Annotated in this window: 12 protein-coding genes; 2 read left to right on the top strand and 10 right to left on the bottom strand. The window is 69.7% G+C overall.

Translation table 11 applies throughout. The features are described 5' to 3' along the window. The 8 genes from Q0066_RS04075 to Q0066_RS04110 form a co-directional block, all read right to left on the bottom strand. Positions 1 to 299, bottom strand: a 299-nt coding sequence (locus Q0066_RS04075; RefSeq protein WP_298130309.1) for a hypothetical protein, incomplete at its 3' end; no start/stop codon positions are given. Beyond that, positions 283 to 2112, bottom strand: coding sequence for a carbamoyltransferase N-terminal domain-containing protein (locus tag Q0066_RS04080; RefSeq protein ID WP_298130311.1), 1830 nt, complete (start codon positions 2110 to 2112; stop codon positions 283 to 285). The genes Q0066_RS04080 and Q0066_RS04075, both read right to left, overlap by 17 nt. After that, the gene (locus Q0066_RS04085) at positions 2109 to 3083 is read right to left on the bottom strand and encodes an SGNH/GDSL hydrolase family protein (protein WP_298130313.1); all 975 of its coding nucleotides are present in this window, start codon (positions 3081 to 3083) and stop codon (positions 2109 to 2111) included. The genes Q0066_RS04080 and Q0066_RS04085 overlap by 4 nt, the downstream gene beginning before the upstream one ends. Before the next feature lie 56 nt (positions 3084 to 3139). After that, the gene (locus Q0066_RS04090; protein ID WP_298130315.1) at positions 3140 to 3454 is read right to left on the bottom strand and encodes an NHLP leader peptide family RiPP precursor; all 315 of its coding nucleotides are present in this window, start codon (positions 3452 to 3454) and stop codon (positions 3140 to 3142) included. 43 nt (positions 3455 to 3497) lie between these two features. Then, the gene (locus Q0066_RS04095) at positions 3498 to 3812 is read right to left on the bottom strand and encodes an NHLP leader peptide family RiPP precursor (protein WP_298130317.1); all 315 of its coding nucleotides are present in this window, start codon (positions 3810 to 3812) and stop codon (positions 3498 to 3500) included. 130 nt (positions 3813 to 3942) lie between these two features. Then, positions 3943 to 7254, bottom strand: a complete 3312-nt coding sequence (locus Q0066_RS04100; RefSeq protein ID WP_298130319.1) for a type 2 lanthipeptide synthetase LanM family protein — start codon at positions 7252 to 7254, stop codon at positions 3943 to 3945. A gap of 173 nt (positions 7255 to 7427) precedes the next feature. Continuing rightward, positions 7428 to 10172, bottom strand: a complete 2745-nt coding sequence (locus Q0066_RS04105; RefSeq protein WP_298130321.1) for a LuxR family transcriptional regulator — start codon at positions 10170 to 10172, stop codon at positions 7428 to 7430. A gap of 226 nt (positions 10173 to 10398) precedes the next feature. Next, positions 10399 to 11586, bottom strand: a complete 1188-nt coding sequence (locus tag Q0066_RS04110; RefSeq protein ID WP_298130323.1) for an MFS transporter — start codon at positions 11584 to 11586, stop codon at positions 10399 to 10401. 245 nt (positions 11587 to 11831) lie between these two features. Between Q0066_RS04110 and Q0066_RS04115 the strand changes: the two genes are divergently transcribed. Continuing rightward, a complete protein-coding gene (locus Q0066_RS04115) occupies positions 11832 to 12755 on the top strand; it encodes a peptidoglycan DD-metalloendopeptidase family protein (protein WP_298130325.1) in 924 nt (307 codons plus the stop codon). A 22-nt stretch (positions 12756 to 12777) separates the two neighbouring features. Here the strand turns inward: Q0066_RS04115 and Q0066_RS04120 are convergent, their stop codons facing one another. Together Q0066_RS04120 and Q0066_RS04125 are read right to left on the bottom strand one after the other, a co-directional pair. Beyond that, positions 12778 to 13692: a tyrosine recombinase XerC gene (locus tag Q0066_RS04120; RefSeq protein WP_298130327.1), complete on the bottom strand. Its 915-nt coding sequence runs from the start codon at positions 13690 to 13692 to the stop codon at positions 12778 to 12780. Positions 13693 to 13702: 10 nt separating this feature from the next. After that, positions 13703 to 14260, bottom strand: a complete 558-nt coding sequence (locus tag Q0066_RS04125; RefSeq protein WP_298130329.1) for an AAA family ATPase — start codon at positions 14258 to 14260, stop codon at positions 13703 to 13705. Positions 14261 to 14432: 172 nt separating this feature from the next. On the opposite strand from Q0066_RS04125, the gene def reads away from it, so the two are divergent. Further along, positions 14433 to 15023 carry a peptide deformylase gene (gene def / locus Q0066_RS04130; protein WP_298130331.1) on the top strand — a complete coding sequence of 197 codons (591 nt, stop codon included), beginning with the start codon at positions 14433 to 14435 and terminating at the stop codon, positions 15021 to 15023. The last annotated feature ends 3 nt before the right edge of the window (positions 15024 to 15026 follow it).

Genomic DNA, 15026 nt, shown 5'->3' on the forward strand with positions numbered 1-15026 from the left:
AGCGCCGTCAACTCGGACAGGCCGTCAGGGTGGGCCGGCGATCCCTCGGACCAGAGGTCGCGGAGCGCCTCGCCCAGCCGGTCGCCGGCAGCGTCGGCCGGCTGGGTCTCGAACAGCGGTCGAGCGTGGCCGCCGCTGCCGACCGCGGGGCGCGGCTCCCAGTAGCTCCTCGCCCCAGGGTCCGGGCCGGTCGGCGGCAGCGCGCCATCGGATTCGAGTCGGTCCCTGGCGGCAAGCACCGCGGCGAACAATCGGCGGGTCGCGGTCGCGGTGAGCGCGTCGTCAATCCAGTGCGACATCAGGCACCTCCTCCGTCCATTCCGGTTGCTGGTCCTTGCGCAACAGGCAGTCCTCGAGCACCAGGAGATCGATATCGGTGCGCATGAAGCACCCATAGGCGTCCTCGGGGGTGCAGACGGGCGGTTCGCCGCGAACATTGAAGGAGGTGTTCACCACCACCGGGTGCCCGGTGAGTTCGCCGAATTTGGCGATCAGGTCGTGGAAGTCGGGGTCGTCCGCGCGCGACACGGTCTGTACACGGGCACTGAAATCCACGTGGGTGACCGCGGGGACATCTGAGCGGGGCCGGGCCGCCATCGCGTAGAGGTCCTGATCGCCGCCGGCAGGCGGCACCGCGCGCCGCCGCTCGGCCAGGACGTCCGCGACCAGCAACATGTACGGGCTCTCGACGTCCAGCTCGAAGTATCGGTGGCAGTCCTCGGCCAGGATGGCCGGGGCGAACGGCCGGAAGGACTCCCGGAACTTGATCTTGGTGTTCATCACCACTTGGGTGTCGACTCGGCACGGGTTCCCGAGGATGCTTCGTGCGCCCAACGACCGCGGACCGAACTCCATTCGGCCGCGAAGCCGGCCGACCACGGATCCGCCCGCCAGCGCCTGGGCAACCTCGGAGTTCAGCTCCGCGAGCGGCAGCTGCCGGTAGGGATAGTCGTGCAGATCGAGGAAGGCGCGCACCTCGGCAGAGGTGAAGGCGGGGCCCAGGAGGCTGCCCCGCTGGCGGTCGCGTCCGCAATTCTCACCAGGCCTCGGACTGCCCAACCGGTCGTGGGCGACAAGCAGGGCCGCGCCGAGCGCGCCTCCTGCGTCCCCGGCGGCCGGCTGCACCCAGATCCGATCGAAGATCCGCGCACGGTGCAGCAACCCGTTGGCGACGCAGTTCAGCGCGACGCCGCCGGCGAGGGTCAAGTGACGACGCCCGGTCAGTTGCCGGGTATGCCGAGCCATCCGGATCAGCGCCTCTTCCGCCACCGCCTGGATCGACGCGGCCAGGTCGGCGTCGCGCTGGGTGATGGCCGTTTCCGGAACCCTCGGCGCACCGCCGAAGAGGTCATGGAAGGCCGCGTTGGTCATCGTCGAGCCGGCCAGGTAGCCGAAGTATCGGGTGTCCAGCCGGAACGAGCCGTCCGGCCGCAGATCGATCAGGCTGTCCTCGATGAGGCGCCGGTAGCGAGGTGTGCCGTAGGGCGCCAGCCCCATCAGCTTGTACTCACCGGAGTTGACCCGGAATCCGCAGTAGCTGGTGAAGGCGCTGTAGAGCAGCCCCAGGGAGTGCGGATAGCGAATGGATTCGATCAGCTCCAGCGTCCGTCCGCTGCCGACTCCGATCGTGGTGGTCTCCCACTCCCCCACTCCATCGATGGTGAGGACGGCCGCCTCCTCGAAGGGCGAGGGATAGAAGGCCGAGGCCGCATGGGCGGCGTGGTGATCGGTGATCAACAGTCGCCCCTCGGCTCCCAGGGAGCCCAGTTCCCGCCGCACGGCGTCCTCGATCCAGATCTTGCTGCCCAGCAATGCCCGCGCGGCCTCGTCGAAGCGGGAGGCGCCGGCCTCGCCGAGCACGGCACTGCTGCGGACCACCCGGTCCAAAGTGAGCAGTGGCGAGTCGTAGAAGACGACTGCAGCGAGGTCGTCAGCCTCGATGAATGCCTCTTCCAGGCAGTAGTTGATCGCCTCGGCCGGGAACCCGGCGTCATGCTTGTGACGCGAGAATCGCTCCTCGTGGGCGGCGGCGATGACGTGGCCGCCGTGGACCAGCGCGGCCGCCGAGTCGTGATACAGGCCGGAGATGCCCAGCACGTAGGGCGCGTTCATCGGAGACCCCCTGCCGCGACCGGCGGGTCGTCGAGCATGCGGGCCACCGCCGGGGTCAACGAATCGGCCAGGGCACGGTGCCCCGCCGGTGTCGGATGGATGTCCTTCGCGAACCGGAAGGCACGCCGCTCGGCGGGCGGGTGACGGCGAAGGTCCGGGAGCGGGTCGTGGACTGCGACGCCCGTCGCGATGGCCAGCTCGGAGAACCGCCGCTGATAGTTGCCAGGGTCGGCATCGCCCTCGACGTGAGTGAACAGGGGCAGCGGGACGAGCAGGATGGGAGTGTGGGGGTTGGCGGCGCGGGCGTCGGCGATCCAGGCGAGTAGAACCGCTCGAAGCAGGCGCCAGCCATAACCATCGGGGTCGTCGTATTCGGGCACCGGCCGGCTGCGGCTGAAGCCCCGGGTCAGTTCGCGCAACTGCGAACCATCGATGGCCGTTCGGAGTTCCTCTGCATCGAGGGCGGCCTTGGGGACGGGAACGTTGTGCAGGGCCAGCCGGCCCGAGTCGTCGGACAGGGTGAAGTAGGGCTTGGGATAGAAGGCCAGCCGGCCGCGGCTGAGGAAGCCGCGGTACGGCGCTGCGACGCGGCGGATGTTCTCGACCAGCACGGCGATCACCAGCAGCTGGTGCCGGTGTGGGCCGCCGAACTCGCGGTAGGCCAGATAGTGCTGGTCAGTGCCGGTGCCCGGAAGCCCGAAGTTGTGCACGGTGGTCTGCGCGAGCCGCCGTTGCAACTGATCGGTGAACCGCCGGCCGTCGGAGACCCCGTCGCCGGCGGTGAAGGAGTCACCGAAGACGAAGACCCGACGCTCCCCCGGCGTGGGGTCGGCTGCGAGTTCTGCGGACCGGAATCCGTCGGTGTTCGCGGCAAGCAGGTAGCCTCCGCCCTCATGCCGGACGCGCGCCCGGAGTCCGGGAATGTAGCGGTACCCGAGCCGGGGATGGTGCTCGAACAGTCGCCGAGTCATGGCTTACCCTCCTTGTGGTTGGGGCGAGGTCAGCGCCCTCACCCCAACCGTTCGGCTCACTTGCAGCAGATCAGGAAATCCGTGTGGCCGGTCATCAGGAAACCGCCGGCGACAGGCTGCAGCTCTTCGTCGCTCAGTTCGCGCGACCCGCTCTGCTGGGCCGGCAGCACGACGTAGATGCTGGTGGGGGTCTCCTCCAGCACCTCGACGGTGATCTCGCCGGGCAGGTCGCCGCCGACGGCCTCGGCCAGAGCGGCGCGGGGATCGTCGAGCAGCCGAGCCCGGTAGCCGTCGTCCTTCATCGCCTTCGCGATCAGCGTGGCCTCGAGCGTCTTCCGGGCGCTGACGCCCTCGTGAACTGTGTCACTCATGGGAATGCCTTTCTGGGTGTGTGGTGGTGTGCGTTTCGAGGAGTCAGCAGGTGCAGGAGAAGAAGGAACAGCTCAGCGTGAGCACGCCCGTTCCGCCGGCGACCGGCTCGAGGTCGGCGTCGCTCAGTTCGGTCGAGCCGGCCTCCTTCGGCGGAAGCACCAGATAGACGGTGTTCGGCGCCTCTTCGACAACTTTCACCTCGACGTCCGCGGGCAGGGTCGCGCCAAGCTCCTGCTGCAGGACGTTGCGCGGATCGTCCAGCAACTGCTGGCGGAAGGTGTCGTCCTTGAGGGCGCGGGACACCAGGTTGGCTTCGAACTCCTTGCGGGAGGTGAGAGCCTGGTCGACGTCGGTCATGATGGTCCCCTTTCGGGAGGTTGTTGGGTTTCGGCCACGGTCGTGGTCCGGCCCGCTGGTGCAATCTGCGGGAGTCGTGGGGGTGGGGACGGCCGGCTGGAGACCTGAGTGCGACCGGCAGCCGCGCCGATCATTCCCATAGCAGGACCGATCGGAGACGGTCCGGGTAGGCCAGCCGCAGCAGCGTGTAGATCAGCCCGGCGGTGCCCTGGAAGAGCCCGGGGGTGTACACCCGGGCGGCAAGAGGATGGAGCAGGAAGCCGCTGCTGCCGGTTGGGTCGGTCGCATCGGCCCGGTTCAGGACCGCGGCCGCCTGGGTCCGCGCCTGGTCGACCAGATCGTCGCGGCCCAATCGCCGTCCGGCATGGAGCAGTACCTCTACCCGGCCCAGGTTGCCGCAACACAGGTGGTCGACCCGCTCCAGGCCGAAGCCTGCGGTGGTCTCCAGGCCTCGGGCGACCCGTGGGTCGCGTTCCACACCGTCGCCCAGCGGCTGCCGGGAGGAGCCGATCCGGGCCAACACGATTCCTGGCGCACCGTGGCACCAGCGGGTCGCATGGCCGGGCCCACCGACGGCCTCGGCACGCAGGTCGCGCCAGTTCCCGGCGGCTTGGTCGAAGAGGGTGTCCTCGTAGCGGATCGCGTCGGCCGCTGCAGCCGCGAAGCGCTCCTCTCCGGCGCGCTCCGCCAGCCGGCCCAGCGCATAGGCGATCCCCGCGGCGCCGTGCGAGAAACCGGTCAGGAACCTCCTCCCATCAGCTGCCCAAGACAGCTGTCCGGACGGTGTCGTCCGCAGGCCGGCGAGCAGCCGCTGCCCACAGTCGACCGCCCTGCCGACGGCGTCATCGGTGGATGCGGGCGTTGCTCCTGCGGACTCGGCGTAGGCGAGCAGTCCGAGAATCGCTCCCGCGGACCCGGAGACCACGTCCAGGGCGGCGTCGCCGTCGATCAGTGCCGGCGTGACCAGGCGAACGGCCCGTGCGGCATCGACGATCAGGCGATCGTCGCCGATCAACTCGGCGGAGCGGGTCAGCGCGTAGATCGCTCCCCCGAGTCCTGCGGCCGCTCCCGGACCGAGTTGGGCCGCGGTTCTCGCCGGCTCCTCGATCAGCGCCTCGCGGAGCGGTCGCAGCGCCGCCAGCGCCAGTTCCGCGATGGCCCGGTCGCTGCTGACCTGGGCGGCGGCGGCCAGTGCCAGCCCGACTCCGGCGCCGCCACCGTAGAGATCGTGTCCGGTGGACTGGAACTGGTACCGGCCCACCTTGACCAGATACTGCGGAGCTATCCAGACGGCGCTGCCGTCCTCGCCGCGGACCGCCGCTGCCGCCAGTTCGTCGACCAGGGCGAGTGCGCGGTTCCGCAGTTGCTCGGTGGTGCGGGGCAGCGCGTCGCCCACCCCTGGATCACCCCAGGCCGTGGTGGCGGGGACGGCGGCGGGGTCGCGGGCGATGTGGGCGTAGAGCGAGCCCTCGATGAAGGCCAGTTGCCTGTCCAAGGTGTCGTCACTGAGCGCGTCGACCGTGTCCAGCAGCGTTTGCAGGCTGGGTTCCCGGAAGCATCCCGCGATGGTGACGCCGGTCTCCAACTGCAGGCCGTCGCTGTCGGGGCGAGCGGCCAGGTAGGGAATGTCCGGCCGCTCCATCGCCGTCCGCTCAGCGGCTACCGCGGGCCACATCGTGGGTCGTTCGGGGCGGTCCATGAACAACCGGCAGAGCCGTTCCAGGTAGATGCCACGGTCGCGACCGTCGCGCAGGTACCGCGGCTGCATGAGTTGCTGGTGCAGCCGCCCGTAGAGACTGGTGTTGCGCAGCAGGACGCGTACCGGCGCGGCGCCGAAACCGGTCAGCGGGCCGTCCGCCTCGCGAAGCCCCTGTCGTTGGCTGATCAGGAAGCGGTACATCGCGCTGAATCCCTCGAGGATCGCCTGCCGGTGCTCGGCCGGCCCCGCGGCGGGACCGCTGAGCACCGGCAGGTTGCTCGATGGGTGGAAAACTGCCCGCTCGAATCGCATGGTCATCTGGTCGGTGTTGACCTGGCTCCAGACCGCGCTTTGGAACTGCGTCTCCTGCTCGGTGAGGCCGCCGAGTCCACTGACGTCGTACACGCTCGCTCCGTTGTCACCGATCTGCCATACCGGCAGCATCGAGGTGGCCAGCACCGACCGGGCAAGGTCGTCCTCGGCTTTCCACTCAGCCTCGGTACCGCTTCGTCGCCGCTCTGCGGTGTGGTGGTGCAGCAGCGTCTCCAGGTCGACCGGGACGGGGTATTCACCAGCGGCGATGATGTTCTCGAAGTGGCAGTCGGTGGCGCCCAGCAGGTGCAGCACGCAGAGCACACCGCCCGAGTTGCGGTAGTAGCGGTGGGTCTCGGCGGAATCCTGGTGTGGCGAATGCGCGACGAACTCAACCCAGCCGTACCCGTCGCGGACCAGCAGGGCCGGCCGTCCGAACTCGATCGGCGCGCCGCGGGCCGCGAGCCAGGCAAGCAGTCGGTCGTAGGCGGCATCGACGCCGAGGTCCTTCGGCTTGTAGACCACCCGGGCGCCGGAGGCGAAGGTGAGTGCGATCACCGACCGGCGGCCGCGGTGCGGGTCGGACAGCGACGGGCGCAGGTCGATCACCCGGCCGAGTGGTTCGTGCGAACCGAAGACCTCCTGCAGCGTTGGCCAATCCGCATCCAGACGACCCACGAACTCGAGGGTGGCTTCGATCCACAGCTCAGTGACAACGCTGAGCAGTCGGGCCAGCACCGCGTACTCGGCCAGGAGGTCGGCCAAGCCACCTTCACGCAGGGCGGTGGTGAAAGCGGTGTACAGCCGGCGGTCGGTTCGGCCGCTGAGATTGGACGCGAGGCGGTCAAGACCGGACTGACGGGTGCTGCGCCACACCGTGAACTCCAGTTGCAGGGTCTGCGCGGCGTAGCTGCACAGGGTGTTCGACAAGCCCTCGGCGAGGGCCCCCCGCGCGGACTCAGACAACCGCTTCCAAGCCGTCCCCGCACCCGCCATCACACGCCTGCCGGCGACCCGGACGAATGGCTCGAGCACCTCCTCGAAGGGCATCGAGCCGGACGCACCGGTCTGCCGGACGGTGACATCTCGATCGTCGAGGGCATCCTGCAGGATGTCCGCCCAGGCTGGCCGATGTCCGGTCGACGGCAGCAGCCGATCGTCCAGCGCGGCGCGCGCCTGCCCCAGGGTGAGGCCGTCCCAGGCGAGCCGCTTGGCGAACTGGTCGTCTTCGCCGGCAGCGGCCGCATGCCGCCACTCGTGCAGCCGGCGCTCGACATCGAGCTCGTCCGACTCGGACGAACCGCTCAACCACGGCGACCTGGCCGCGGCCAGCCGTTCATCCAGGGTCCGCGCCTGCGCGACGATCCGGTCCACCGGAACCGCAGGAGTCAGGGGCCGAGCCGACGAGCGGGCGGGGTTGAACAGGGACACGTGGCGCTCCTCTGGCGGCGGACCGGAACGGCTGGTGTGCATGACACCCTCGGTACGCGAGGGGTGACTGCGCCGTTGAGGTCAGTTGTACGCACACCGGGACGTGCCCACCCTGGGCGGAACTACCAGGGTTTGGGTGACCACTCGAACCTGTTGAACCTGGTGATCAGGGGTCAGTCCCCTGGGGACTCCTGGGGCGTCGCCGCACTGGAGTCCGGCAAGGCAGCGTCGAGCCCGAGGCGGCGGGGTTGCGACCGGGCCAGTGCGGTCAGTTCGTGCCGTGAGTTGACTCCGGCCTTGCCGTAGATGTTGGACAGGTGGTACCCGACCGTGCGTTCCGTGATCACCAGCGCTTCGGCGATCTGGGCATAGCTCATTCCAGCGAGCACCAGCGCGAGGACCTCGCGCTCACGGCTGGTGAAGGGGACGGAGCGCTCCGCCGACGGGACGGGCGCCGTCGGCTGTCGCGCCGGTGCGCTGAGGCGATCGAGGTAGGGAGTCGCTCCCAACTCGCGATAGAGCGATGAGGCCGCGGCGCGCGAGTGGGCGGCCTGCTCGGCCTGACCGGTACGGCGTGCCGCGCGCGCATGGTCGACCAGCAGATGCGCCCGGTAGAGCGGTAGCTCGTCGAGTCCGGAGAGAACCGCAGCCGCGAGCAGGCGGGTCGCCAGGCCCGGCTGCCTGAGCCGCTCGGCCACCAGGCCACGGATCCATCCCGCGGCGGCAGTCGTCCAGGGCGGCTGCGGGTCAGCCGTGGCGAGGCGCTCGGCAAGGTCGTCGGCGTACTCGATGTCGCCAGCCCAGACGGCGGCGAGTGCCGCGTGCAGGCACGGGACCGGCTCGGCAAGGGTCAACGCCCGAGGATCGGCGAGTCCACCGCTGAGTCTGCGCAACAGCCGACTGCGCTCGTCCGGTGTGGCGTATGCATGGGCGCGCACCACGGTGGTGATCATCAGCGCCTGCCTCGGTTCGAACCAGCGATCGTGGCTCAGCGTTGCCTCCGCGAGGGCCAGCCCTTCGTCCGCGACCGCCACTCGGCCGTCGCCGATAGCACTGAGCGGACTGAGCGCCTGGATCGCCGGGTGTCCGCGCGGGCCTGCGAGATCGGCGGCCAGAGTGAAATTCGCCCGCGCCTTCGGCCAGTCGCCCGTCATCCACTGGGCATAGCCCAGCAGTGCGTGGAAGGCGCCCGCGCCGAACTCGGTCACACCGTCCTGGATGCGGCGCACCGACTCCGTCAGATCAGCCAGCGCCTCGCTGAACAGCCCTTTTCGTGCCATCACCTCGCCTCGCCAAGCGAGTCGGTCGGTGTCTTCGAGGGCCACTTGAGAGGGTGACGGAAGACGCCGAAGGGCGGCGAGTTGTTCCGACCCGCCACCCACCCGAAGATCGATGGATCCCGACGCGGCCATCTCGATGCTCTTCAGCCGGGCATCCACCACGCCCAGTTGGCGAGCCCGCTCGAGCCCCGAGGCGATGGTCTCGACGGGGTCGTCCACGCCGCACCGGGCCCAGGCCAGAAGGATCCCGGCGCGGTATCGGGTGAGCGTATCGACACCGTCCGGTCGCTCGACCAGGACACTCAGCCAGCGGATCGCCTCCGCTCGGCGACGCTCCCAGACCGCCAGCGTGCCGAGTACGAGCGTGCGCATCACCTCGTCGGGGCTGCGCTGCAGGTCGTGGAGCTGGCCGCGAATGAAGGCGGTATTGCCCGCCATGGCGTGGTCGAAAAGAGACTCCAGCCACCGGCGCTCCCGCAACGCCGGGTCACGGGTCAGTTCGCTCGCCCATTGTCGGTGAATCGCGGCCACCCGGAAGTAGCGCTCATCGTATTGCCGACGGGCGAAGTCCTCCATCGCGTCGGCCAGATCGTCGTCGTAGGAGTTGCTGGCGGCCATCCGGTGCTCCAGCATCGCCATCTCGGTCCGTACGATCTCGGCGGCTCGGGCATGCAGCAGTCGACGCTCCGGCAAGGGGGTCTGATAGTAGACCGCCGCCCGGATCATGGCATGGCCGAACCGCACGGCGACCGGCCCGTCGTCGATGTCTGGCCTGATCAGTGCCGCATCGATCAACTCCTGAGTCGCGCACCGCGGATCGGGCACCAAGGCGACCGCGGTCAGATCGAGGAAGGACAGTCTGCCCGAGCCCAGCACCGCAGCCGATCGCAGGACGGTCACGGCATCCGCCGTCAGTCGAGCCACCCGGGCGTTGATGACATGGGTGAACTCGGCCGGCGCAGGGGGCGTGCGCATGTGCGCCAGTTGCTCTGCGTCATACTCGTCGAGGACGGCGGTGAGGTACAGCGGATTTCCCAGGGTGTGCTGCCAGAGGCGATGCGCGGCTTCGACACCGAGGTCGGGGTGGTGGTGCCGTACCAACTCGACGGCGTCCGCCCGCGAGAGGCCGGTCAGATTCAGTCGGGTGCTGCGGTCCGCACCCGCCGCCCACCGCTGCCAAGTCTCGTGTTGACCCGCCTGCAGTCCCCGGGTACCGACGGCCACCAGCACCCCGGTCTCCGGTTGACGGCGGAGCAGCAGCCGGACCAGGGTCTCCACCGATTCGGGATCCGCCCAGTGCAGGTCGTCCAGACGCAGCAGTACGGGGCCCGTCTTGCTCAGTCCAGCTATCCGGCGCTCCAGCGACCTCGTCGGCATCGTGATGATCGGTGCCCCGGTCTCACCGTCGGCGGCCTCGACCCCCCACTGGATGAGAGTGGCGTAGGGCGTGGCGCCGATCTCCGTGCCTTCAGCCGAGACCACCGCGAAATCATCGGCTCGGCTGACAAGCTCGTTGAGCAGTGCGGTCTTCCCGACGCCGGCGTCTCCCTCGATGATCAATGCGCTCTGCCGGCCCTGCCGCGCAAGCTCGAGAGCCGCTTCGAGGGCGGAGGTCTGCCTGGCACTCCAAAGGCGCACACGAACTCCCTCCCGGTGACCGCGCCGGCGCCGGCCGCCGTCGGGCAATAGCCTCGATCCGGCCACGGCCGTTGCGGGTCGCGTCGTGAGAATTGCCGGGTGATCGGGGTGCGCCCGCCGTCATTCTAGAAGTCGGTGACCACCAACCGACACCACCTATCGGCTCAACTGACCACTCCGTTTCCGCACCGGGGACGTCACAGGACTCGGGCCGAACCTGGTCGGCTCAACCCCCGGGTCGCAACAAGCCACTCCATTCGCGGCGGCGAGTGATCACGAGCCCGACGAGGCCGGACACCGCGACGCAGCCCGCGAGCAGCCACAGCAGGGCGCCGGCACGGGTCTCGATGATCGTGGGCACCAGCAGCATCACGCTGGCGGCAACGGCGCGGGCCACGGCGTAGGTCAGCCCGACGCCCGTGGCCCGCACGTCGGCAGGCAGCAGAAGCTGGCTCCACACTTTGTAGATGGCCTCCCCTGCGAAGACATTCGACAGGCCGTAGAGCGCAACCAGGCAGATCATTCCGCCGGCGGCCGCCCCACCCGAGACCGCGCCGACGATGAAGGCGGCCACCTGAACGATCATCGCCACCACGAACAACCTGTCCCGCCACGGCGAATCAGCGAGCCGGACAAATATCAGCGACATGACGAGCGCGGGCGGGAAGGTGATCAGGACCAATCCGGTCGCCTCGGTCAAAGTGAGTTCCGTCACCGTCACCAAGAAGTACGTGCCGAAGCCACCCAGGGTGGCCGAGGCGATACTCCAGAACAGGTAGAACGCACCCGTTGCCAGCAGGGGCCAGAGCACCGCAGGTCTGCCGAGCCGGCTCCATGAGGCCCTCGTGATGGATGTAGCCGTCCGCTCATGCACTGCCGGACGACCCACGCTGAGCCGCATGGCCAGTGTCGCCAGTGCCACCACCAGGAGGTACCAGCTGAGCGTCCGGATGCCCGGAAAGCCGAACCGCGAAACCAGGAAGCCCAGAGCGTAGGTGAGCAGGATCGCAGCGATCCACATCACCTGGGTCAGTGCGACCAGCCGGCCCTGGGTGCCCTCCGGCGCAACGTCGCCGATCACAGCCAGCGCGGTCGGTATGTCGGCCCCGGCTGCCAGGCCGGAGATCATCACCCCGGTCAGCAGCATCCCCGGGCTAGCCGCGAGGGCGATCAGGCTCGCTCCCAGGACGAAGATGACCAGGTCCCCGGTGAACACCTTCCCCCGTCCGATCGCGTCGCCCAATCGCCCTCCGGCCACCGCGCCGGCGGCGATCGCGAACGACAGTCCGGAGCCCAACAGGCCCACGTCCCATGCTGTCAGCGCGTACTCGTCGCGCCATACCGGCAGCGAGATGGCTACACAGATCACGGTGGCCGCGTCCAGATAGAAGGCGAGGCTCGCCGCGAAAGCCACCCGTCGCGCCTGGATCGGGACCGTTCGCAGGCTCAGCACCATCGGACGGCCACCACGGCCTGACGACCTCCACCTGCTCCCGATCCGGTCACGGCATGACGCTATCAGCGGGGGCCTTCGCCGCCGATGCCTCCCCGGCCCCGATGGACCGACCGCCCGTCACCGGCAGCGGGCGTCGTTGCACCGGCGCGATTGTGAACACTTTGCAGCTCTTGGGCCGGTAATGAGGAGCGGAGGTGGTTCGGATGGGTCGCACGGTCGTCCGGGTGGGCGCGGTACTGGTTGTGTGCTGGCTGGCGCTGGTCGCCGGAGCCTCGGCAGGGTGGGCGTTCGGCTCGGTGCGGCCGGTGCCGGGGCCGGTGGTGCGCGGCTACGACCCTCCTGAGCCGAACTGGCTGGCCGGGCATCGCGGGGTCGACCTGGGCGCGTCGGTGGGCAGCGAGGTGCGCGTCGCGGCCCCCGGGCGGGTGAGCGTCGCCCAGGTGATTGCCGGACGCGGAGTGGTCACCGTCGTGCACGGCGAGCTACGGACGAGCTACGAGCCGGTCAAGGCCACCGTGCGGGTGGGTGACCAGGTGCAGGCCGGCGACGTGATCGGGCTGCTGGAGGCGGGCCACTGCCCGGCGGGATGCCTGCATTTCGGGTTGAAACGCGGTGCGGAGTACCTAGATCCGCTCGGCGACTCCGAGGTGCGGCTGCTGCCCGAATCGGCGGTCGCGTTGGCCCGCAGGCTCGCTGCTGAGCGGGCGGCGGCGCCGTCCGGGGGGATCGAGCCGCCTGGGTCGGGGGTGCTGCTGAACCCGGTCGGCGGCCGGATCAGCTCGCCCTTCGGACGCCGCTTCCACCCGATCTTCCACGAATGGCGGCTGCACGCCGGGGTCGACCTGCATGCCTCCTGCGGCACTCCGATCCGGGCGGCGGCGGACGGCGTGGTGCAGTCGGTCAGCTACGACTCCTCGGGCGGGCATCGCCTGGTCATCGCACATGCCGGCGGGCTCACCACCCACTACCTGCATGCGCTGAAGCGCTACCAGGTCCGCAAGGGGCAGAAGGTGAAGCGTGGCCAGGCGGTCGGCCTGGTCGGCAGCACCGGCTGGTCGACCGGCTGCCATCTGCACCTGACCACCAAGATCAACGGACGCCTCGTCGACCCGGCCCGGCTGCTGTGAGTGCCGGCTATCGCTGGGACTGCTAAGCCCGAGGGTGCGCTTGCTGATACGCGGTCCGCAGCCGCTCCGCACTGACATGGGTGTAGATCTGCGTGGTGGCCAGCGAGGCGTGACCGAGGATCTCCTGCACGCTGCGCAGGTCGGCGCCACCCTCCAACAGATGGGTGGCCATCGCGTGGCGCAGGCCGTGTGGCCCCAGGTCGGGGGCATCCGGCACGCTGGCCAGCGCGCGGTGCACCAGGCGTCGCACCACCCGGGGATCGATCCGGGCGCCGCGGTCACCGACGAACAACGCCTCACCTGCTTGCGGGGCGGCGATCAGGTCGCGCACCGAACGCCACGCCTCCAGTGCCCGCAGCGCCGGGTCGCCGACCGGGACGGTGCGGTCCTTGTCGCCCTTGCCGCGCACTCGCAGCACCTGACGCTCGGCGTCGACCGACGCGGCGTCCAGGCCGCACAACTCCCCCACCCGGACACCGCCGGCATACAGCACCTCGACGATCGCCACGTCCCGCAGGGCACGGGCACGCAGCACCGGGTCGGTTTCGGCGCCCGCTCGGTCGGCCAACGCCTCCAGCATCTGCCGGGCCTGATCGACCTCGACGGTGGCGGGCAGCCGCCGGTCCACCCGCGGCGAGCGCAACCCGGTGGCCGGGTCGGCGGCCAGGCGTCCGGTGGAATGCGCCCAGGCGAAGAACACCCGGGCGGCGGCCGCTCGGCGTTGCATAGTGGCTCGTTCCGCACCTGCGGCGTGCATGCCGGCAAGCCACCGACGCAGCGTTCGCAGATCGACGTCGCCCAGTTCGCCCGACCCGGTGCGGTCCAGATAGTCGACCAGGTGGGCCAGGTCGCCGGCATAGGCACGCACCGTGTTGGCCGACATATTGCGTTCGGCGCCCAGGTGGCGCACCCACGCCTCGATCAGGTCCGCGCCCATGCGGGCGAGCCTACGACCGCCGTGCCCGGACGGCAGCCACCGCCGCGTCGAGTCGCTCCAGACGCTCCGCCGGTGAGCCGGTGATCTCGACCACCTCGGCGTCCGCCACCAGGTCGGGGTCGTCGACGAGTTCCAGCAGGGCCGCATCCATCGCAGCTCGGAGTTCCCGGTCCTCCTCGGCGGGCACCTCGATGCCGCTGCCCGGATAGAGCGGCAGCAGGATGAGCAGGTCGACACGATCTGCCGCGTCGGCGACCCGGGCCAGTCCGCGCCGGAACAGACTCCCCGACCGGGTGGGTCGGCCGAGCGTGTTGAGGGCGTCGAGGTAGGCCAGGAGGTCCAGCGGACCGCGCTCGGCGATCACGTCGACCTGCGGCGACAACTCCAAGAGCCGCTCGGCCGCCAACTGCAGCTGGGTGAAGTAGGTGCCGGCGTCCGGCTCGTCGAGGGCGTCGTCGATCAGCTCGTACGGGTCGGGCAGCACCGTGAAGTCCGGGTGCCGTCCGGCGAAGTCGGAGATCAAGGTTGACTTGCCGCTGCCATGCGTCCCCGAGACCACGATGCGCATGGGTCGCACCCTACTTCCGACGCTCGTCGAGCGCCTCGAAAGCTGTGGCCACCGCAAACTCGTCATCCCGGCGGACGCCGGGATCTCGAACCGCTGATGAGAGGTCCCGCCGAGCAGTGAGCAACGAGAGTCCGCACTTCCTAGTACCGTGTCGGCCGAGAGAAGGGCGGCTATGAGCGACGATCTGACCAGTGGCGGCACGGTGCTTCCGATCACCCGATGGGGCACCCCGGTGATGCACAACCAAACCCGGCCGGTCGAGGCGTTCGACGACGAGTTGCGCGACCTGACCAGGGACATGTTCGCCACCATGCGGGCCGCGCACGGCGTCGGTCTGGCCGCCACCCAGGTCGGCATCGACCTGGCCATCTTCGTCTTCGAATGCCCCGATGCCGATGACGTCATTCATCGTGGCGTGGTCTGCAACCCGGAGGTGACGGTTCCCGATGCCCGAGGCCGGACGCTGGAGTCCGCCGAGGAGGGCTGCCTGTCCTACCCGGGCGCCTATCAGGTGCTGGCCCGTCCGGATACCGCGGTCTGCACCGGTCAGGACGCCGACGGCAACCCCGTCCGGATCGAGGGCACCGGCCTGCTGGCCCGCTGCCTGCAGCACGAAACCGACCATCTGGGCGGCACCGTGTTCGGCGACCGGCTGTCCACCCGGGCCCGCCGGCTGCTCAGCAAGCAGCACGAGGAACTCGCCCACCTCTACCCCGACGACTGGCCGGTCACCCCGCGCCGCACCTCGGCGTCCGAGGACTGACCC

This window comes from Micropruina sp. (assembly GCF_027492755.1).
Lineage (GTDB): Bacteria > Actinomycetota > Actinomycetes > Propionibacteriales > Propionibacteriaceae > Micropruina.

What these genes read in the sequence shown, in the direction of transcription:
- Q0066_RS04085 (WP_298130313.1), bottom strand. Translation starts at nt 3,083, where the DNA reads ATGACTCGGCGACTGTTCGAGCACCATCCCCGGCTCGGGTACCGCTAC.
- Q0066_RS04095 (WP_298130317.1), bottom strand. Translation starts at nt 3,812, where the DNA reads ATGACCGACGTCGACCAGGCTCTCACCTCCCGCAAGGAGTTCGAAGCC.
- Q0066_RS04080 (WP_298130311.1), bottom strand. Translation starts at nt 2,112, where the DNA reads ATGAACGCGCCCTACGTGCTGGGCATCTCCGGCCTGTATCACGACTCG.
- Q0066_RS04115 (WP_298130325.1), top strand. Translation starts at nt 11,832, where the DNA reads ATGGGTCGCACGGTCGTCCGGGTGGGCGCGGTACTGGTTGTGTGCTGG.
- def (WP_298130331.1), top strand. Translation starts at nt 14,433, where the DNA reads ATGAGCGACGATCTGACCAGTGGCGGCACGGTGCTTCCGATCACCCGA.
- Q0066_RS04120 (WP_298130327.1), bottom strand. Translation starts at nt 13,692, where the DNA reads ATGGGCGCGGACCTGATCGAGGCGTGGGTGCGCCACCTGGGCGCCGAA.
- Q0066_RS04125 (WP_298130329.1), bottom strand. Translation starts at nt 14,260, where the DNA reads ATGCGCATCGTGGTCTCGGGGACGCATGGCAGCGGCAAGTCAACCTTG.
- Q0066_RS04090 (WP_298130315.1), bottom strand. Translation starts at nt 3,454, where the DNA reads ATGAGTGACACAGTTCACGAGGGCGTCAGCGCCCGGAAGACGCTCGAG.